This window comes from Salmonella sp. SAL04202 (assembly GCF_046550775.1).
GTDB classification, from domain to species: Bacteria; Pseudomonadota; Gammaproteobacteria; order Enterobacterales; family Enterobacteriaceae; genus Salmonella; species Salmonella enterica.
On the sequence record NZ_JBGDXK010000001.1, the window covers coordinates 265,466 to 285,500 of the forward strand.

Here is a 20,035-nt window from a genome sequence, read left to right on the forward strand (position 1 = left end):
CCTCATAGCTAAACCCATAACAACGTTATCCGATGCGTGAAAAGAGGGATTTATGGAACATCAAAGAGAGCTATACCAGCAGCGCGGTTATAGCGAAGACTTATTACCTAAAACAGAAACCCAACGAAACTGGAAAGCATTTAACTATTTCACCTTATGGATGGGATCTGTACATAACGTGCCAAATTACGTTATGGTCGGCGGTTTTTTTATACTGGGGCTATCAACATTTAATATCATGTTGGCCATTATTATCAGCGCATTATTTATTGCGGCAGCGATGGTAATGAATGGCGCGGCAGGCAGCAAATATGGCGTTCCTTTTGCTATGATATTGCGAGGTTCTTACGGCGTCCGCGGCGCGCTATTCCCTGGATTATTACGAGGGGGAATCGCGGCAATTATGTGGTTCGGCTTGCAGTGTTACGCGGGATCGCTGGCATTTCTTATTTTGATTGGGAAGATCTGGCCAGGATTTCTGACATTAGGCGGAGATTTCAAGCTGCTGGGTCTTTCACTGCCAGGACTAATTACTTTTCTAATTTTTTGGATTATTAACGTTGGCATCGGTTTTGGCGGTGGTAAAGTATTAAATAAATTTACCGCTATCCTCAATCCATGTATTTACATTGTCTTTGGCGGCATGGCTATTTGGGCAATATCGCTGGTCGGCATTGGCCCGATTCTGGACTATCTGCCTTCAGGCGTGCAAAAAGCAGAGCACAGCGGCTTTCTGTTCCTGGTGGTGATTAACGCCGTAGTCGCCGTCTGGGCTGCGCCAGCGGTAAGCGCGTCCGATTTCACGCAAAACGCGCATTCATTTCGCGCTCAGGCATTGGGACAAACACTGGGGCTTATCGTAGCGTATATATTATTCGCCGTAGCCAGCGTGTGCATTATTGCCGGAGCCAGTATTCATTATGGTATGGATACCTGGAACGTGCTGGATATTGTGCAGCGCTGGGACAGCCTGTTTGCTTCATTCTTTGCGGTGCTGGTGATTCTGATGACGACAATTTCAACCAACGCCACCGGTAATATTATACCTGCGGGGTATCAAATTGCGGCGCTTGCCCCGACAAAGCTTAACTATAAAAATGGCGTAATGATTGCCAGTATTATCAGTCTACTGATTTGCCCATGGAAATTAATGGAGAATCAGGACAGTATTTATCTGTTCCTCGATATTATCGGCGGTATGCTTGGCCCGGTAATCGGCGTAATGTTAGCTCATTATTTTGTGGTAATGCGTGGAAAAATTAATCTTGATGAGCTGTACACCGCCAGCGGTGATTACAAATATTATGATAATGGATTTAACCTGACTGCATTTTCAGTCACCCTGGTCGCAGTCATTCTGTCATTAGGCGGCAAGTTTATACCATTTATGGAGCCTTTATCCCGCGTGTCCTGGTTTGTAGGCGTAATAGTTGCGTTCGTTGCTTATGCGCTATTGAAGAAACGCACGGGTTTTGAAAATACAGGAGAGCAAAAACTCGCAGGTTAAATATTGAAAAAGCATTAAGCGTATTTAATGAAGTGTGCGCTATTTAAAAACTATCTGTATCCATACAAGGAGTTTGTTATGTCTTTTGATTTAATTATTAAGAACGGTACTGTCATCTTAGAAAACGAAGCGAGAGTTATCGATATCGCCGTCCAGGGCGGAAAAATCGCCGCGATTGGCGAAAACCTGGGGGAAGCGAAAAATGTGCTGGATGCGACGGGATTGATCGTTTCGCCGGGCATGGTTGACGCGCATACCCACATTTCTGAACCGGGCCGTACCCACTGGGAAGGCTATGAAACCGGTACCCGCGCGGCGGCGAAAGGCGGTATTACCACGATGATTGAGATGCCGCTCAATCAGCTGCCGGCGACGGTCGATCGTGAGACGATTGAACTCAAGTTTGACGCGGCAAAAGGTAAATTGACCATCGACGCCGCGCAGTTGGGCGGTTTGGTTTCTTATAACCTGGATCGGCTGCATGAGCTGGACGAAGTGGGCGTTGTCGGCTTCAAGTGCTTTGTCGCCACCTGCGGCGATCGTGGCATCGATAATGATTTTCGCGACGTTAATGACTGGCAGTTTTACAAAGGCGCGCAAAAACTGGGGGAAATGGACCAGACGGTACTGGTACATTGCGAAAATGCTCTGATTTGCGATGAGCTGGGTGAAGAAGCTAAACGCGAAGGACGCGTAACGGCGCATGATTATGTCGCCTCACGTCCGGTATTTACTGAAGTGGAAGCCATTCGTCGCGTGCTGTATCTGGCGAAAGCGGCAGGTTGCCGTCTGCACGTTTGCCATATCAGCAGCCCGGAGGGGGTAGAGGAAGTAACGCGCGCGCGTCAGGAAGGTCAGGATGTCACCTGTGAATCGTGCCCGCACTATTTTGTCCTCGATACCGATCAGTTCGAAGAGATTGGCACCCTGGCAAAATGTTCTCCGCCAATTCGCGACCAGGAAAACCAGAAAGGGATGTGGGAAAAACTGTTTAACGGCGAAATCGACTGCCTGGTATCCGACCACTCTCCATGCCCTCCGGAAATGAAAGCAGGCAATATCATGCAAGCATGGGGCGGAATTGCCGGACTGCAAAACTGCATGGACGTCATGTTTGATGAAGCGGTGCAAAAACGCGGTATGTCGTTGCCGATGTTTGGCAAATTAATGGCGACCAACGCCGCCGATATTTTTGGTCTGAAACATAAAGGACGTATTGCCCCCGGCAAAGATGCTGACCTGGTCTTTATTCAGCCTGACAGCAGCTATGTTCTGAAAAATGAAGATCTGGAATATCGCCATAAAGTCAGTCCGTATGTTGGCCGTACTATTGGCGCGCGTATTACCAAAACGATTTTGCGCGGCGATGTTATTTATGACATCGAGCATGGCTTCCCTGTGCCGCCAAAAGGTCAGTTTATCCTTAAACATCAGCAGTAATCCGGTGTGATTTAATGCCCGTCGTCACGACGGGCATTCTCTATTTTAAGGTGTGGATATGTTCCCTGTTATTAACCGCGAAAGTGTATTGTCCGGCTTTCAGTGGTTTTTCTTTATTTTCTGTAACACGGTTGTGGTTCCCCCTACCTTGCTGTCCGCTTTTCATCTTCCCGCTGATAACCTGTTAATGCTCACACAATACGCTTTTTTGACCACCGCGTTGGCCTGCCTGGTTCAGGCATTTTGCGGCCATCGCCGCGCCATTATGGAAGGGCCGACAGGGCTGTGGTGGGGCGCTATTCTTACGATTACGCTTGGCGAGGCGTCTCGCGGCACGCCGCTGAACGATATCGCTTCCAGCCTGTCGGTCGGGATCGCGATCTCCGCAATGGTGACGATATTTATCGGCATTAGCGGGTTAGGACACCGTCTGGCTCGCCTGTTTACGCCGGCGGTAATGGTTTTTTTCATGCTGCTTTTGGGCGCGCAGCTGACCTCAATATTTTTTAAAGGCATGCTGGGGCTGCCTTTTGGTATTGCCGATACCAGCGCCAGAATCAAATTGGCCCCCTTTGGGCTGGCGGTCGCGGTGATGTGTTTTATCCTCGCGATGATTATTTTCCTACAACAGCGTATCTCCCGTTACGCGTTACTGGTAGGGACCGTGGTCGGGTGGGGGCTATGGCGGTTATGCTTTCCTTCATCACACTTACCGCCGGGTGAATTAAGCTGGCGATGGTTTCCGCTGGGCAGCCACGGCACGCTGATGCCGGGTATTATTGTGACGGCGGTGATGACGGGGTTAGTCAACATCAGCAACACTTACGGCGCCATCCGCGGTACCGATATCTTTTATCTGCATCAAGGGTCGGGCAGTTCTCGTTATCGCCGAAGCTTTATGATTTCCGGACTGATGACGTTAGTGACGGTGCCTTTCGCGGTCGTGCCTTTTTCGCCTTTTGTATCTTCCATTGGTTTATTAACGCAAACCGGCGACAGTTCTCGCAAATCCTTTATCTGCGGTAGCGCGCTGTGTCTGCTGGTTGCCATTATAACGCCGTTAACCCGCTTATTTTGCGCTATTCCACTGGCGATCAGCAGCGCCGTTATGCTGGTCTCTTATTTACCTTTACTTTATTCCGGTTTGGTTTTTAGCCAGCAAATTACGTTTACCGCGCGGAATATTTATCGCCTGGCATTACCGCTTTTTGTCGGCATTTTTTTGATGGGGCTTCCTCCGGTCTATTTACAGGATCTTCCACTGATGATTCGTCCTCTGCTTAGCAACGGATTACTGGTGGGAATCTTACTGGCAGTGCTTATGGAAAATCTTATTCCGTGGGAACGCATTAAATAACATGAGAAAACAAGGAGACATGATGAAGATTGTAATTGCGCCAGATTCATTTAAAGAGAGCTTAAGCGCTGATAAATGCTGTCAGGCTATTAAAGCGGGATTTTCAACCGTATTTCCTGATGCGCGCTATGTCTGTTTACCGATCGCCGATGGTGGAGAAGGAACCGTGGACGCGATGGTGGCTGCGACCGGCGGGAAACGGGTTTCTGTGGACGTTAGCGGGCCGATGGGGGAAAAAGTAAACGGATTTTATGGCCTGACCGGCGACGGCAAAACGGCGATTATTGAAATGGCGGCGGCGAGCGGATTGATGCTGGTGGCGCCCGAGGCGCGTAATCCGCTGCTGGCATCCAGTTTCGGCACCGGCGAATTGATTCGTCACGCCCTAGACGCGGGGATTCGCCATATTATTCTGGGTATCGGCGGCAGCGCCACGGTGGATGGCGGAATGGGAGTAGCGCAGACGCTCGGTGTGCGTTTTCTGGACGCGCAGGGAACGCCGCTTGGCGCCGGAGGGGGCAATTTATCGCGCCTGGCGAGCATTGACCTGCAGGGGTGCGATCCGCGTATTTCAGAGTGTCGTATTGAGGTCGCCTGTGATGTTGATAACCCGTTGGTGGGGCCACGCGGCGCGGCGGCGGTATTCGGTCCGCAGAAAGGGGCGACGCCTGAAATGGTCGAGACGCTGGAAAATGGATTACGTAATTATGCCCGTGTCTTACATGCTCTGACCGGACGCGACATGTCTCAAATACCGGGCGGTGGCGCGGCCGGAGGAATGGGGATTGCCGCTATCGTCTTCCTGGAAGCGGAAATGAAGCCCGGTATTGAGATTGTTATGCAGGCGGTGAAGCTGGAGGAGGCGGTAAAAGAGGCTTCGCTGGTGATTACCGGAGAAGGGCGAATCGACTCGCAAACGGCGGGAGGAAAAGCGCCGATAGGCGTTGCGTCAGTGGCGAAACGGCATCACGTCCCGGTTATCGGCATTGCCGGCGTACTGGGCGACGGCGTGGAAGTGGTCCATCGCCACGGTATTGATGCCGTATTCAGTATTTTGCCGCGGCTGGCGCCTTTGCCGGAAGTTCTGGCGAACGGTGAACAAAATCTCTACCACAGCGCCTGTAATATTGCCCGCGTCATCAAACTTGGCCAGGACATCGGGACTCATTAAGCATAAAAAAAGCCACGGTTCTCACCGTGGCAAAATCCAACATAGCTAAATAAAAAATAATCAGGAGGGCTGCCCGCCGTTAAATCATAACGTCGCGGTTACAGTCTTTGGAGTAGATGTAGCTGAATGCTTCGCCACGACCTACACCGTATCCGGCCTGCAGGGAATAAGCGCCCATGAAGATGTAGTCGCCTTTTTTCACCGGCACCCAGTTGTTGTCGAGGTTATAAACTCCCTGGCCGGAAAGGATATAAGCGCCATGTTCCTGGACGTGGGTTTCAATATAGCCGTGGCTGGCGCCCGGTTCGAACGACAGAATATGCATATTCATATCGAAGCCCAGCTCTTTAGGCAGGAAATCCAGCAGAATAACATCTTCCATGCCTTCATAATGAATACGCTCCAGCTGGCTGGCATTGCCGGAAACCAACCACGGGGCATGCCCCTCGACAGGAGTATAGCGGCGTTTATATAAAAATAGCTGGCTGTCTTCCGTTTGAGCGTTGCTAAAGGTCATCATCTCGCCCGGTGGACAATAGAGGTATCCGCCCTGGGTTAAAGAGAATGTTTTTCCTTCTGCTTTAGCTTCAATATTTCCCGTAATGACATAGAGAAAAGTTTCAATCCCCTCGCCGCCAAAGCCCTGCTGGTTGCCGCCATTCTGATGTAAGGTGACCAGATAATCGACGAAAGAAGCCCCCAGCTTCGGCGTCGAAAGGATGGTGACGTCACAGTTTTCAAAGCCGGGAATAATATTTTTCACCAGACCGTCCGGCGTTAAGAGCGCATAGTTACCGTGTTTCACAATGGCGCGGTTCGCCAGTAAATCATCGCGGTAACCCGTGACGTTATTCAGATATCCCATTGATGGCTCCTTATTTTTGCCAGGCAAGTTGATGCAGCATTAATGCCAGAGTTTTGACCCCTTCAGCAAGGTCATTAATGTTGGTACGTTCCGCCGGGTTATGGCTGATACCATTAATGCTGGGGACGAAAATCATACAGGTAGGGACGCGCGGCGCGAAAATTTGCGCGTCATGACCTGCGCCGCTATGCATTATGCGATAGTTCAGTTGTTCGGTTTCACACAGCCTGGTGAGGGCCGCGACCAGTTCGGCGTTCATCGGCACCGGCGCTTCGTCCATCCACAAATCGATATCGATGCTGATATCCATTTCATCGCAGATGGCGCGCATATCGTTTTCCAACTGTTCGGTAAATTCGCGAAGTACGGCGGCGTCCGTATGCCGGCAATCGATTGTAAATGTGGTTTTTCCAGGGACTACATTGACCGTATTCGGCTGCGGCTCAACTTTGCCGAACGTTAATACCAGGGGATCGCCATGCTGTTTGGCTTTTTCAATGGACTGACTGCAAATACGACTGAAGGCGTGCACCGTATCGCGACGATAGCCCATTGGCGTTGTGCCTGCATGGTTGGACTCGCCGTTGAGCGTCACCGTGTAGCGACGTTGCCCGACGATGGCGTTGACGACGCCAATCGACTGTCCGTTGCTCTCCAGAACGCAGCCTTGCTCAATATGCAATTCAACAAAGGCGCGGATATCGGTTCGCGCAGCGAGCGGCGCGGCGGGAAGGGTAAATCCGCACGCCTGCATAGCGTCGACAAAGCCTGTGCCTTTGGCGTCCTGGATATGGCGTACCTCTTCAGGATTCGCCAGGCCAAAAATGTTCTTGCTGCCCCAAAAAACGTAAGGGAAACGGCTGCCTTCTTCCTCAGCCATTGATACTACCTCGACGGTGCGCAGCGGCGCGCCGTAGGTCGCTTTTAGCCAGTCGAGCGCCAGCCAGGCGGCAAGCGCGCCAAATTGCCCGTCCAGATTGCCGCCGTTGACGACCGTATCAATATGCGAACCGCTTAAAATCACCTGCTCCGGAAATTGTGTGCCGCAAAGGCGGCCATATAAATTTCCGACGTCATCAAAGCGTGTTTCCAGACCGCTTTCTGCCATTCGCTTTTTAAACTGCTGCTGTGTTTCCAGCCACTCAGGCGAATAAAGTAAACGCGTCATTCCGCCCGTAGGATCGGCTCCAATGGAAGAGAGCCAGGGCAATGTTTCTTCTATCGCGTGGCGAAAATGCTTTATCATAGAAAATTCCTGTTTCAATAATTATTGGGCAAAGGGATTTTTTGTTTCGTATGACTTGAGATAGAGGGCATCGGAAATCAGATATTGATAAATATCATCAACAATATCGATACCATTCATATCGGCATTTTTCTGTTTAATATCCTGATCCTGTCCAGGATAATAAACCTGTTTAAAACCGGGGGCGGGCTTCACGGAATTGAGTTCCTGCATGGTCTGACTAATATGTTTGCGGAATAATTCACAGGAAGAGAAGAACGCCGGATTAATGACCAGATGAAGTTGTCCTAAATTGCGTCCGGCGTGTAAATCTTCATACATCGAACTGACCTGGCGGCCAAACGGCAGCCCCAGCAGAATACCGGACAGAATATCGATCATCATCATCAGGCCGTAACCTTTCGGGCCTGCGGCGGGTAATAACGCATTGACGGCAAAAGGATCATGTGTCGGCGCGCCATTTTTATCGACGGCCCAACTCTCCGGAATGGACTCATTGCGGGACCGTGCATCGAGGACTTTTCCCCAGGCCTGCACGGTGGTGGCCATATCGAAGGTAATGATGTCATCGCCTTCGCCCGGCGCGGCAAAGGCCAGCGGATTAGTGCCATAGTAAATATCCGCCCCGCCAAACGGCACGACCATAGGATCGGACTGACAGATAGACAGACCGATCAGGCCTTCGCGAGCAGCCTGGCGGACGAAATAAGAGATGGCGCCGCTATGGCCCATTCTGCTAATGCCGACAACCGCGACGCCATTTTTTTTCGCTATTTCAATAGCATGCTCCATTCCCATTTTGGCTGCGACCTGTCCGGCAGCATTATCGGCATGCAGTATCGCCGTACAGGGACCGGTATTCTCAATGCGGAACGTCGGCTCCCGGTTGGTGCCGCCTTTTGAAATTCGTTCGGCATAATATTCAACGCGTACGGCGCCATGTGAGTGAATACCTCTGGCATCTGCATAAACCAGTACGTCGGCGACGATGGCGGCGTGCTCACGTTTTAGTCCGGCTTTATAAAGCTTATTTTCGATAAGCTGATGGAGTGTTTCCCGACTGATTTTCATCTGTCTTCCTTTTTAACGACGGTGTGAAGCATGACTGCGATTAACATACCGGGAAAATAAAATGATTATGTGATCCAGACAGGCAAAAAAATATAATTAGAATTTATTTGATAATCAGGCGGGTTTTATCTTTTTGCTTAAATAAAAAGCTTTTTTAGAAAATCATAACTAATCCTTTAGCCGTTGTTTGAATTCTTTTGTTAATAAATTTGATGTGACGTTAATCACTCTATTTACCCTCCCGGATATATACCGTGAAGCGCACATTAACACTGCTCGTGCAATTGCAATGGGTGCAATTATTAAGGAGTTGTTATGATCCACGCCTTTATTAAAAAAGGGTGTTTTCAGGACTCTGTCAGCTTAATGATTATTTCTCGAAAGCTGAGTGAGTCCGAAAATGTTGATGATGTATCGGTAATGATGGGAACGCCTGCGAATAAGTCGCTGCTGGAAACTACCGGTTTCTGGCATGACGATTTTCATGGCGCTACGCCCAATGACATTTGCGTGGCGATTCGTACCGAAGCGGTAGATGACGGCATTACGCAGGTGATTGTGCAACAGCTCGAAGAAGCATTGCAGCAGTTGGCGCAGGGAAGCAGCGGCAGCCAGTCGTTAATCCAGGTCAGACGCTGGGAAAGCGCCTGTCAGAAACTGCCAGAGGCGAATCTGGCGCTGGTATCGGTGGCCGGCGAATATGCGGCGGAACTGGCAGAGCAGGCGCTGGATCGTTCGTTGAACGTGATGATCTTCTCCGATAATGTCACGCTGGACGATGAAATCAGACTAAAACGCCGGGCGCGTGATAAAGGACTGCTGGTCATGGGGCCGGATTGCGGCACCGCTATGATCGCCAATACGCCGCTGGCTTTCGCTAACGTCATGCCAGAGGGCAACATCGGGGTGATTGGCGCTTCCGGCACCGGTATTCAGGAGCTCTGTTCACAGATTGCGCTGGCGGGGGAAGGGATTACCCATGCCATCGGGCTTGGCGGACGCGATTTGAGCGCCGAGGTCGGCGGGATCAGCGCGCTAACGGCACTGGACATACTCAGCGCGGATGAAAAGAGCCAGGTGCTGGCCTTTGTCTCCAAACCGCCTGCCGACGCGGTTCGTCAGCATATTATCGCGGCGATGAAAGCCACCGGGAAACCCGTTGTAGCGCTGTTCTTAGGGTTTTCCTCTCCCGTTGCGCGTGAGGAAAACGTCTGGTTTGCCTCGACGCTGGATGAAGCCGCCCGACTGGCATGTTTATTGTCTCGCGTGACGTCGCAGCGTAAAGAAATGGTTTCAACAGGCGGCGTGATTCGTGGTCTCTATACCGGCGGAACGCTGGCGGCGGAAGCGGCGGGACTGCTGGCCAGCTATCTGGGCGTCGCGGCGGATACGGAACATCACCATGGCATGATGCTTGACGCTGATGGCCACCAGATTATCGATCTGGGCGATGACTTTTATACCGTTGGGCGACCACATCCGATGATTGACCCGGCGTTACGTAATCAGCTTATCGCCGGGCTTGGCGCACAGCCGCAGGTACGCGTGTTATTAGTGGACGTCGTTATTGGTTTTGGCGCGACCGCCGATCCCGCCGCATCGCTGATTCAGGCCTGGCAGAAGGCATGTGCCGCACGTGCCAGCGACCAGCCGCTGTTCGCCATCGCAACCGTCACCGGAACGGAACGCGATCCTCAGTGCCGCTCGCAACAAATCGCCGCGCTCGAAGATGTCGGCATCACGGTAGTGGATTCTCTTCCCGAAGCCACTCTGTTGGCCGCGGAACTGATTCGACCCACTCTCTCTTCCACTCATCCATCAGCTCCCCGGTTACTGGAAGCGGTAGCGGTGATTAATGCCGGGTTACGTAGCTTCGCGCTGGATTTACAGGCTGCCGGTATGCCCGTGGTGCACTACCAGTGGGCGCCTGTCGCTGGCGGTAATAAAAAACTGGCTCGTCTGTTAGAACGTTTGCAATAAGGGGTTCCCATGTTTACATCAGTGGCGCAAGCCAACGCTGCAGTCATCGAACAAATTCGTCGCGCACGTCCGCACTGGCTGGATGTGAAGCCAGCCTCTTCATTAATTAGCGTGCTCAATCAAGGGAAAACGCTTCTTCATGCCGGCCCGCCGATGCGCTGGCAAGAGATGACCGGCCCGATGAAAGGCGCCTGTATCGGCGCATGCCTGTTTGAAGGATGGGCCAAAGATGAAATGAGCGCGCTCGCGCTGTTAGAGCAGGGAAAGGTCAACTTTATTCCCTGCCATCACGTTAACGCCGTGGGGCCGATGGGCGGTATTACGTCAGCCAGTATGCCGATGCTGGTCGTGGAAAATATCACCGACGGCAATCGCGCGTACTGCAATCTCAACGAAGGGATCGGCAAAGTGATGCGTTTCGGCGCCTATGGCGAGGATGTTCAGCAACGTTTGCGCTGGATGCGCGATGTGCTGATGCCGGTATTAAGCGCGGCGCTGGGACGTCTGGAGCGGGGGCTCGACCTGACCGCAATGATGGCGCAGGGCATTACGATGGGAGATGAATTCCACCAGCGCAATATCGCCTCTTCCGCATTGCTGATGCGCACGTTGGCGCCGCATATCGCCCGTCTGGAACATGATAAGCAGCAGATAGCGGAAGTGATGGATTTTCTGAGCGTCACCGATCAATTCTTCCTTAATCTGGCGATGGCCTACTGTAAAGCCGCCATGGACGCGGGCGCGCAGATTCGCGCCGGCAGTATTGTGACGGCGATGACCCGTAATGGCGATATGTTTGGCATTCGGGTTAGCGGTCTGGGCGACCGTTGGTTCACCGCGCCTGTTAATACGCCGCAGGGGCTATTTTTTACCGGTTTTTCGCAGGATCAGGCCAACCCGGACATGGGCGACAGCGCCATTACTGAAACGTTTGGTATTGGCGGCGCTGCGATGATTGCCGCGCCTGGCGTAACGCGTTTTGTCGGTGCCGGGGGAATGGAAGCGGCGAAATCTGTTTCTGAAGAGATGGCTGAAATTTATCTCGAACGCAACATGCAGCTACAAATCCCCGGCTGGGATTTTCAGGGGGCCTGTCTGGGACTGGATATCCGCCGCGTGGTCGAGACCGGAATTACGCCGCTGATTAACACGGGTATCGCGCATAAAGAGGCGGGGATTGGACAGATTGGCGCGGGAACCGTCCGTGCGCCGCTGGCCTGTTTCGAGCAGGCGCTGGAAGCGCTGGCGGAAAGCATGGGCGTAAGTTAAGAGAGCGTCTCATGAAACGTATCCATCCTCTTATGGCAAGCCGACAATCGGCGGATTATCGGCAACCCTGGCAGATGTCAGGGGTATGGCGTCGCTCTATTAATTTTGTGGCGAAAAGCGGTGAGTTATTAACGCTTCACCGTCGGGGGAGCGGCTTCAGTCCGGGAGGGTGGATACTGCGCGGCGGCGATTTTGACGCATTGCGCGATGTGCTCACCGATGGCGAAAAACCGCAGTCAACCGCTGCCGGTATTCAGATTGGCGAGTTTCTTTTATGCGAGCCGGAGAGGCGCTGTTCGCTGCGGGTTCCACGCTATCTTGCGTCGCCGCGTCTTAACGCGACGTACATGCAGCGTAGTGAGGAGACGGGACTGTTTGGGCCGTTAACCGTCGCCGCAGCTCAGCCTCTATGTCCGGAACTTCGCCAGTTTTGTCACTGCTTTCAGTCGGCGCTTGCAGGTGCTGCGACTGACTGGCGGCTATGGCTGGGTAAAGGGCCGGGCTTAACGCCCAGTCATGACGACACGCTGACGGGAATGTTGCTGGCGGCCTGGTATTTTGGCGCCATAGATGAACGCGCCGGGCGTAATTTTTTTGCCCAATCCGGCAGCCTTGATCGGGCGACGACGCTCGTGAGCGTCAGTTATTTACGCTATGCGGCTATGGGTTATTTCGCGTCGCCTTTACTCCACTTTATTCATGCGCTGCGACGAGATGCTCGCACAGAAACGGCGATTGACGGACTGCTGGCGCTGGGGCACACCTCTGGCGCGGATACGCTGCTGGGGTTCTGGCTTGGACAACAAATAGTAAAAGGATAGGGAATGAAAACGTTGGTAGTTGCTCTTGGCGGCAACGCATTATTGCAGCGCGGAGAAGCGCTAACGGCAGAGAATCAATATCGCAATATTGCCGACGCAGTGCCTGCGCTGGCGCGACTTGCCCGCTCGTATCGGCTGGCGATAGTACATGGCAACGGCCCCCAGGTCGGCCTGTTGGCTTTACAGAACCTTGCCTGGAAAGCCGTTGAGCCTTATCCGCTGGATGTGCTGGTAGCGGAAAGTCAGGGCATGATCGGCTATATGCTGGCGCAGCGTCTGGCGCTTGAACCCGATATGCCGCCGGTGACTACAGTATTAACGCGGATAAAGGTATCGGCGGACGATCCTGCTTTTCTTGAACCGGAAAAGTTTATTGGTCCCGTTTATTCGCCAGAAGAGCAAATGGCGCTGGAAGCGACTTATGGTTGGCATATGAAACGTGATGGAAAATATCTGCGCCGTGTCGTCGCTTCCCCGGCGCCGCGTCAGATTATCGAAAGCGCCGCTATTGAGTTATTGCTAAAAGAGGGCCATGTGGTGATTTGCAGCGGCGGTGGCGGGGTACCTGTTGCCGGCGAGGGCGAAGGGGTCGAGGCGGTGATAGATAAAGACCTGGCGGCGGCATTGCTGGCAGAGCAGATAGCGGCCGATGGTCTGATCATTTTGACGGATGCGGATGCGGTGTATGAACATTGGGGAACGCCGCAGCAGCGCGCTATTCGTCAGGCTTCGCCCGATGAGCTGGCGCCGTTTGCCAAAGCCGATGGCGCGATGGGACCGAAGGTGACCGCGGTAAGCGGATATGTGAAGCGGTGCGGAAAGCCGGCATGGATTGGCGCATTGTCGCGTATTGACGATACCCTGGCGGGCAGAGCGGGAACCTGCATCTGTCTGTGATCGCGACGGGCGGCGACAGAGAATGCGCCGCCCACGCTGTTTATTTAAGCTTACTTTGCGCCCAGATAATGCCGCTGGCGTATTCGCCTGGCAGGAGCGGAGAGAGCGCTTCCAGGGTGGCGCTAAGACGTGACGTATCGCTGTCGGTCAGATTCAGATGGCCGACTTTTCGCCCCGGACGTACCGCTTTATCATACCAGTGCAGATGTACCAGCGGCAGCTTCAGCCAGTCGTAATTCAGCTCGCTGCCGATCAGATTGATCATCACCGACGGGGCGTTAATCACCGGCGCGGGCAACGGCAGGCCGGTAATCGCGCGCAAATGCAATTCAAACTGACTGATGCTGGCGCCATTTTGCGTCCAGTGTCCGCTGTTATGCACGCGCGGCGCCAGTTCATTGATTAACAGGCCTTCCGGCGTGATAAAACATTCCATCGCCATTACGCCGACGTAGTTCAACGCCTGCATAATTGCTGACAGCATCGATTCCGCCTGCTCCTGCTGTTCGGCGTTCGCCTGTGGGAACGCGACGCTGGTCCGCAAGATGCCGTCCTGATGCAAATTGTGCGTTAGCGGGTAAAACACGGTACTGCCGTCATGAGCGCGCGCGCCGACTAACGACACTTCGCCGGAAAAATGGATACCGCGCTCAACAATACATTCGCCATAGCAGTCATCCGGCAGTTGCCCGGTTTCGTCCGCGCGTAGACGCCACTGCCCGCGACCGTCGTAGCCGCCAACGCGACGCTTAATAATCGCCAGTTCCCCCAGACGGTCAAAGATGCCGGACCACTCGTCGGCGCTGGTCAGCAGCTGCCACGGCGCGGTCGCGAGTCCCAGTTTATCGAAAAGCTGTTTTTGTGTCAGACGGTCGGCGATGATCGGAAATACATCGCGATTGACGAATGCCGGGTGGCGCGCCAGCTCGCGGGTAAGCGCGGTTTCCGGCCAGCGCTCAATCTCTGCGGTAATGACGCTCTGCTGTACCGGCACGGCGGTAGGCTCTGCATCCAGACCAACCGGCCAGACGGCGATACCCAGCGGTTCGCCCGCCTGGCGCAGCATTCGGCCCAGTTGTCCGTTGCCGAGAACGCAAACTTGCTTCATAGCGTCCCCCGCGGATCGGGATTTTCCAGAACTTCATCGGTTTGCGCTTTGCGCCAGTCGGCAATGCGCTGATGCAGTTCCGCGTCGTGTTGCGCCAGAATCTGCGCGGCGAGCAGGGCGGCGTTAGCGGCACCGGCTTTACCGATCGCCAGCGTACCCACCGGAATGCCGCGCGGCATCTGCACGATGGAGTAGAGGCTATCCACGCCGCTTAGCGCAGCGCTTTGTACCGGCACGCCGAGTACCGGGACCAGCGTTTTTGCCGCAATCATTCCCGGCAGGTGCGCCGCGCCGCCCGCGCCGGCAATAATCACTTGATATCCGTTCTCTTCCGCCGTTTCGGCGAAGCTGAACAGTTTATCGGGGGTGCGATGGGCGGAAACCACTTCTACATGGTGCGGGACATCCAGAATTTCAAAAATTTCGGCGGCGAATTGCATGGTAGCCCAGTCGCTTTTGGACCCCATCACGATGGCGACACGCGCCGGATTATTGCGGGAAGACATGCGTCTTAAAACTCCTGTGGTGCGGGACACGCTGCTTTTGAGGTATCAGAGAATAGCATGATAATCAGGCAAGGAAAACGGTTGCGTGTGCGCCGTAACGGACGATTCGACGAACATTTACAGGGGGAAGGCGATTAACTCCACGTTATCCGGCGTGACTTTTACCATTGAACCTTCATGATGCCATGCGCCTAACACCACGCGGAATGCGGGCTGGTCGTTGACGGAAAGTTCATGCACTGCCGGGCGGTGGGTGTGACCGTGAACCAGCCACTGTACGCGGTGTTTTTCCATTTCGGCGACGACGGTCTGCGCATTGACGTCCATAATATCCAGCGATTTGCTGCTGTTGGCGGCTTTACTGCCGGCGCGCATTCTGGCGGCGATACGGCGGCGGATAAACAGCGGCAGGGTAAGGAACAGTCGTTGCACCCACGGATTATGGACTTTGGCGCGAAACGCCTGATATCCGGCATCATCGGTACAGAGCGTATCGCCGTGCATAATCAACACATTGCGGCCATACAGGTTGAGCACTTTTTCCTGCGGCAGTAGAATCATGCCGCTTTCGCGGGCAAATCGCTTGCCAATCAGGAAATCACGGTTACCGTGAATAAAGAAGCAGGGGACGCCGGAATCAACCAGCGATTTAATGGCAACGGCCATTTCACGATGTAGCGGATTGGGGTCGTCGTCGCCAATCCAGGCCTCGAAGAGATCGCCAAGAATATACAGCGCGTCGGCCTGACGGGCTTCTACGGCTAAAAAACGCAGAAAACCGGCGACGATCGCCGGTTCTTCCGTTTGCAGATGCAAGTCTGCAATAAACAGTGTCGCCACGATTACTCGCTGACGGTCACGTTTTCAATGATGACGTCTTCTTTTGGTACGTCCTGGTGCATACCGCTACGGCCAGTGGCGACGCCTTTGATTTTATCTACCACGTCCATACCTTCTACGACTTCCGCAAAGACGCAGTAGCCCCAGCCCTGCAGACTTTCGCCGGAGAAGTTCAGGAAGTCGTTGTCTGCCACGTTGATGAAGAATTGCGCGGTAGCCGAGTGTGGCGCCTGAGTACGCGCCATTGCCAGCGTACCACGGGTATTTTTCAGACCATTGTTGGCTTCGTTTTTGATCGCCTCTTTGGTGGCTTTCTGTTTCATGCCCGGCTCAAAGCCGCCGCCCTGAATCATGAAACCGTTAATCACACGGTGGAAAATGGTGTTGTTGTAAAAACCTTCGCGGCAGTAGTCCAGGAAGTTTTTAACTGTTTCAGGCGCTTTATCATCAAAGGTTTTGATTACGATATCGCCGTGATTAGTGTGGAAAGTAACCATTTTTGCATCCTGTTCCAAGAGAGTGGTGCTTTAGCCCGCAATGGGGCACATATAGGGGCTTGTTATAGCATAACCGTAAGCTGCGATCACCTTGCAAAGTGTGCTGCTTCGATTACGAATAATATGTATCATACAGAGATTATTACCCACACACGTCTATACGGAATCTTCGATGTTAAAAATTTTTAATACACTGACGCGCCAAAAAGAGGAATTCAAACCCATTCATGCCGGGGAAGTCGGCATGTACGTGTGTGGTATCACCGTTTACGATCTCTGCCACATTGGCCACGGACGCACGTTTGTCGCTTTTGACGTTGTCGCGCGCTATTTGCGTTTTCTCGGTTATAAGCTGAAGTATGTGCGTAACATTACCGATATCGACGATAAAATTATTAAACGCGCCAATGAAAACGGCGAAAGTTTTGTCGCGCTGGTCGATAGAATGATTGCGGAAATGCATCAGGACTTCGACGCGCTGAATATTCTGCGTCCGGACAGCGAGCCGCGTGCGACGCACCATATTCAGGAAATTATCGAGCTCACCCGCACCTTAATCGAGAAAGGGCACGCCTATGTGGCGGATAACGGCGATGTGATGTTCGATGTACCGACCGATCCGACTTATGGGCAGCTTTCCCGTCAGGATCTTGAGCAGCTTCAGGCGGGCGCGCGCGTGGATGTCGTTGACGTGAAGCGTAACCCGATGGACTTCGTGCTGTGGAAAATGTCGAAAGAGGGCGAGCCGAGCTGGCCGTCGCCGTGGGGCGAAGGGCGTCCGGGCTGGCACATTGAATGTTCGGCGATGAACTGCAAGCAGTTGGGCAACCATTTTGATATTCACGGCGGCGGTTCCGATCTGATGTTCCCGCACCATGAAAACGAGATTGCCCAGTCTACCTGCGCGCATGACGGCGAATACGTCAACTACTGGATGCACTCCGGTATGGTGATGGTGGATCGCGAGAAGATGTCCAAATCGCTGGGCAACTTCTTTACCGTGCGCGACGTGCTGAAATACTACGATGCGGAAACTGTGCGCTACTTCCTGATGTCCGGGCATTACCGTAGCCAACTGAACTACAGCGAAGAGAACCTCAAGCAGGCGCGCGCCTCGCTGGAGCGGCTATACACTGCATTGCGTGGAACGGATAAATCAGCGGCCCCGGCGGGCGGCGAGGCGTTTGAAGCGCGTTTCGTGGAGGCGATGAATGACGATTTCAACACGCCGGAAGCCTACTCCGTCCTGTTTGATATGGCGCGTGAAGTCAACCGTCTGAAGGGCGAGGATATGACCGCCGCGAATGCGATGGCGTCTCATCTGCGGAAGATTTCTGGCGTGCTGGGACTGCTGGAGCAGGAGCCGGATGTTTTCCTGCAAAGCGGCGCGCAGGCGGATGACGGTGAAGTTGCGGAAATTGAAGCCTTGATTCAACAGCGTCTGGATGCCCGTAAAGCGAAAGACTGGGCGGCGGCGGACGCGGCGCGCGATCGTCTCGCTGAAATGGGTATTATTCTGGAAGATGGCCCGCAGGGCACCACCTGGCGGCGTAAGTAAGCGCTTTTACAGGCCGCTCTATTTGCATAGAACGGCCTGTTTTTTATTTTTTCGCGCCGGGCGAAAGATAAACACACACCGACTCCCCCAGATTCTGATGTTCACACCCGGGTATTGCCCGGCTGTAATGGGCAATAAAGCGGATGACGCTGTCGCCGCTGTTTAGCCCCACATTTCCTTTTCGCAGCAATTCTGCTGGCTGATCGTCGGTGAAAACGTTAGGGGTGAACAGTTTTGCGCCTAATCGTTCAAAAGTGCCAGCACTAACGATAGAGGGTTGATAACCCTGAAGCTGCAACCAGCGGCGGGCATCATTACGTGACCAAACCTGCGCATCGTTTGCTCGCGCAAACACTTCGAGAAGCCAGCCATTCGAATTCTGATAAGGGCCGGAAAAAGGCCACGCAATCAGGTTATAGCGGGGACTGTGGAAGAGATTGAGTTTGGTAGCGCTATGTAAGAGCGTTTGTAATGCCGTCGCGATATCTGAACGCGGGCGCAAAACGGCAATGCTCTGATTCACCAGGTCATCAGCCAGAAACTCATACAGACCTTGTATATAGAGCGCTGATTCAGCGGTTCCGCAAGTATTCAGATTATGGTAAACCCGCCAGTCTCCGTTTGGCTGGCGCATGGCATAGCCAGCATGTGACCAGGTTAAATGTCGGCTCGACATATCTTGCCCCTGGCGAACCAGAATGACGACCGGATCGGATTGACTGTTAAGCTGTTGTTTGAGCTGTAGCGCCTGATCCATTGTCGCTGCGATGCTCTCCGGCGTGTTTGCTTTTTGGTGACAGTTAGCACTGTCTGCATAAGCGTTGAGCGAGATTGCGCTGAGCCACAGGGCAAACGCGAACCGCTTCATTTGGCCGGTACCGTCTGGTTGCTGGAAAGTCCTGCGTCGTCCTGATTTACCATATGGGCAAGGACCTTGCCCTCTTTTTTCAAATAAGCGCCGGTGCCTTCCTGCGTTTTTTCCAGAGTGACTTTATCACCTGCTTTGAGGTTGCCTTCTTTGACGACATTTAGCGGAACTTGCATTTTAATGTCTTTGTTATCGGGGGACTTAGTGGTTAACAGCGCGGTTTTTTGCTTTTTATTTTCGACAACAGATCCAATGCTCAGGTTGAGAGGCAGCAGTACGGGGGAGAGTATAATTCCGCTAACCAGTGCGGAACTGCCCACGCTGACAACCGCAGACGATGCCGCATACCATCCAGTGGCAGACATTTCTTCGCTATAGCTGGCGTGGGAAAATGAGAAACAGACGACCGCGGCGGCGAATGTCATTTTATTCATATTGATTCCTTTTAATATGCGTTTTAAGTACCCATAGAAATAACACTAAAATACTTCCCGGCAACCACACCCACAGCAATTCTGAGAGAATGACCTGATGTCCATACGGCGTGATGTAGCTTGAAAGCGCGAACGGCGCGACTTTAATCACCTGCCAGGGCGCAAAAAAACGTTCATCTGACCACGGCCACAGCCATCCGACGCCTTTCCCACCCGTGGTTATCGAATCCAGCAGGCTGTGCGACAGCAATGAAACGGTTAAAAACAGCCAGCAGCGCACCTGCCCAGCTCGAAACCATCGTCGTCCCGCGAGTACGCACAACAGGGGGAGGACGAATGCGAAAAGTAAAGAGTGGGTAAATCCGCGATGTCCAAATACGTTGCCGTAGGCGACGCCAAATTTAAAGGCCAGCACGTCGGCATCGGGGAGCATCGCCAGCACAACACCGGCAAACAGCAGGCGAGGAGGGATAACTTTCAGGCCTAAGCCTGCGCCAAGACACAGAGGAACGGCGGCGTGGGTGATAACGGTAGGCATAGCGATGGTTCACAGGGAAATAGCTATGCTAGCAGTTGGAACGCAGAGGATTAAGTGGATGA

The 20,035-nt window shown here is 53.2% G+C and carries 19 protein-coding genes; 9 read left to right on the forward strand and 10 right to left on the reverse strand.

The window, feature by feature from the left end; all coding sequences use genetic code 11:
* Positions 1-52 precede the first annotated feature (52 nt).
* From ACLJQJ_RS01310 to glxK, 4 genes are all read left to right on the forward strand, one after another.
* Positions 53-1,507: an allantoin transporter gene (locus ACLJQJ_RS01310; RefSeq protein ID WP_000401064.1), complete on the forward strand. Its 1,455-nt coding sequence runs from the start codon at positions 53-55 to the stop codon at positions 1,505-1,507.
* A gap of 78 nt (positions 1,508-1,585) precedes the next feature.
* Positions 1,586-2,947 carry an allantoinase AllB gene (gene allB / locus ACLJQJ_RS01315; protein ID WP_000006865.1) on the forward strand — a complete coding sequence of 454 codons (1,362 nt, stop codon included), beginning with the start codon at positions 1,586-1,588 and terminating at the stop codon, positions 2,945-2,947.
* Between the two features lie 58 nt (positions 2,948-3,005).
* Entirely contained in the window at positions 3,006-4,304 is a 1,299-nt protein-coding gene (locus ACLJQJ_RS01320; protein ID WP_000484505.1) for a uracil/xanthine transporter, read from the forward strand.
* 22 nt (positions 4,305-4,326) lie between these two features.
* Positions 4,327-5,475 (forward strand): glycerate 3-kinase, encoded by a 1,149-nt coding sequence (gene glxK / locus ACLJQJ_RS01325; protein WP_063808867.1) that lies wholly within the window; start codon positions 4,327-4,329, stop codon positions 5,473-5,475.
* Positions 5,476-5,554: 79 nt separating this feature from the next.
* Here glxK and allE read toward each other — a convergent pair whose 3' ends face one another.
* Genes allE through allD form a run of 3 tightly spaced genes read right to left on the reverse strand, consistent with a single transcriptional unit; the run spans position 5,555 to position 8,657 of the window.
* Positions 5,555-6,340: a (S)-ureidoglycine aminohydrolase gene (gene allE, locus ACLJQJ_RS01330; RefSeq protein ID WP_000540985.1), complete on the reverse strand. Its 786-nt coding sequence runs from the start codon at positions 6,338-6,340 to the stop codon at positions 5,555-5,557.
* Between the two features lie 10 nt (positions 6,341-6,350).
* Entirely contained in the window at positions 6,351-7,586 is a 1,236-nt protein-coding gene (gene allC / locus ACLJQJ_RS01335) for an allantoate deiminase (protein WP_000589769.1), read from the reverse strand.
* Between the two features lie 21 nt (positions 7,587-7,607).
* Complete coding sequence (allD, locus tag ACLJQJ_RS01340; RefSeq protein ID WP_000703936.1) at positions 7,608-8,657, reverse strand: ureidoglycolate dehydrogenase AllD; 1,050 nt, start codon at positions 8,655-8,657, stop codon at positions 7,608-7,610.
* Between the two features lie 315 nt (positions 8,658-8,972).
* Here allD and ACLJQJ_RS01345 point away from each other — a divergent pair, with 315 nt between their 5' ends.
* From ACLJQJ_RS01345 to ACLJQJ_RS01360, 4 genes are read left to right on the forward strand one after another with little or no spacing between them, the layout of a single operon-like run.
* Positions 8,973-10,637, forward strand: a complete 1,665-nt coding sequence (locus tag ACLJQJ_RS01345) for an acyl-CoA synthetase FdrA (RefSeq protein WP_063808866.1) — start codon at positions 8,973-8,975, stop codon at positions 10,635-10,637.
* A gap of 9 nt (positions 10,638-10,646) precedes the next feature.
* Entirely contained in the window at positions 10,647-11,906 is a 1,260-nt protein-coding gene (locus ACLJQJ_RS01350) for a DUF1116 domain-containing protein (protein ID WP_000495330.1), read from the forward strand.
* A gap of 11 nt (positions 11,907-11,917) precedes the next feature.
* On the forward strand, positions 11,918-12,727 hold the full coding sequence (locus tag ACLJQJ_RS01355; RefSeq protein ID WP_000821191.1) for a DUF2877 domain-containing protein: 810 nt from the start codon (positions 11,918-11,920) through the stop codon (positions 12,725-12,727).
* A 3-nt stretch (positions 12,728-12,730) separates the two neighbouring features.
* Positions 12,731-13,624, forward strand: a complete 894-nt coding sequence (locus tag ACLJQJ_RS01360; RefSeq protein ID WP_000855343.1) for a carbamate kinase — start codon at positions 12,731-12,733, stop codon at positions 13,622-13,624.
* Positions 13,625-13,664: 40 nt separating this feature from the next.
* Here the strand turns inward: ACLJQJ_RS01360 and purK are convergent, their stop codons facing one another.
* The 4 genes from purK to ppiB form a co-directional block, all read right to left on the reverse strand.
* Positions 13,665-14,732 (reverse strand): 5-(carboxyamino)imidazole ribonucleotide synthase, encoded by a 1,068-nt coding sequence (purK, locus tag ACLJQJ_RS01365; RefSeq protein WP_000815601.1) that lies wholly within the window; start codon positions 14,730-14,732, stop codon positions 13,665-13,667.
* Complete coding sequence (gene purE / locus ACLJQJ_RS01370) at positions 14,729-15,238, reverse strand: 5-(carboxyamino)imidazole ribonucleotide mutase (protein ID WP_000098736.1); 510 nt, start codon at positions 15,236-15,238, stop codon at positions 14,729-14,731. The genes purK and purE overlap by 4 nt, the downstream gene beginning before the upstream one ends.
* A 117-nt stretch (positions 15,239-15,355) precedes the next feature.
* Positions 15,356-16,078, reverse strand: a complete 723-nt coding sequence (lpxH, locus tag ACLJQJ_RS01375) for a UDP-2,3-diacylglucosamine diphosphatase (protein WP_063808865.1) — start codon at positions 16,076-16,078, stop codon at positions 15,356-15,358.
* Positions 16,079-16,080: 2 nt separating this feature from the next.
* The gene (gene ppiB, locus ACLJQJ_RS01380) at positions 16,081-16,575 is read right to left on the reverse strand and encodes a peptidylprolyl isomerase B (RefSeq protein WP_000255991.1); all 495 of its coding nucleotides are present in this window, start codon (positions 16,573-16,575) and stop codon (positions 16,081-16,083) included.
* 172 nt (positions 16,576-16,747) lie between these two features.
* On the opposite strand from ppiB, the gene cysS reads away from it, so the two are divergent.
* A complete protein-coding gene (gene cysS, locus ACLJQJ_RS01385; RefSeq protein WP_000912376.1) occupies positions 16,748-18,133 on the forward strand; it encodes a cysteine--tRNA ligase in 1,386 nt (461 codons plus the stop codon).
* Between the two features lie 43 nt (positions 18,134-18,176).
* Here cysS and ACLJQJ_RS01390 read toward each other — a convergent pair whose 3' ends face one another.
* Genes ACLJQJ_RS01390 through ACLJQJ_RS01400 form a run of 3 tightly spaced genes read right to left on the reverse strand, consistent with a single transcriptional unit; the run spans position 18,177 to position 19,973 of the window.
* Positions 18,177-19,001 (reverse strand): DUF2145 domain-containing protein, encoded by an 825-nt coding sequence (locus ACLJQJ_RS01390; protein ID WP_000819123.1) that lies wholly within the window; start codon positions 18,999-19,001, stop codon positions 18,177-18,179.
* Positions 18,998-19,435 carry an STM0539 family protein gene (locus ACLJQJ_RS01395; protein WP_001038581.1) on the reverse strand — a complete coding sequence of 146 codons (438 nt, stop codon included), beginning with the start codon at positions 19,433-19,435 and terminating at the stop codon, positions 18,998-19,000. The genes ACLJQJ_RS01390 and ACLJQJ_RS01395 overlap by 4 nt, the downstream gene beginning before the upstream one ends.
* Positions 19,428-19,973, reverse strand: coding sequence for a metal-dependent hydrolase (locus ACLJQJ_RS01400; RefSeq protein ID WP_001143571.1), 546 nt, complete (start codon positions 19,971-19,973; stop codon positions 19,428-19,430). The genes ACLJQJ_RS01395 and ACLJQJ_RS01400 overlap by 8 nt, the downstream gene beginning before the upstream one ends.
* Positions 19,974-20,035: the final 62 nt, after the last annotated feature.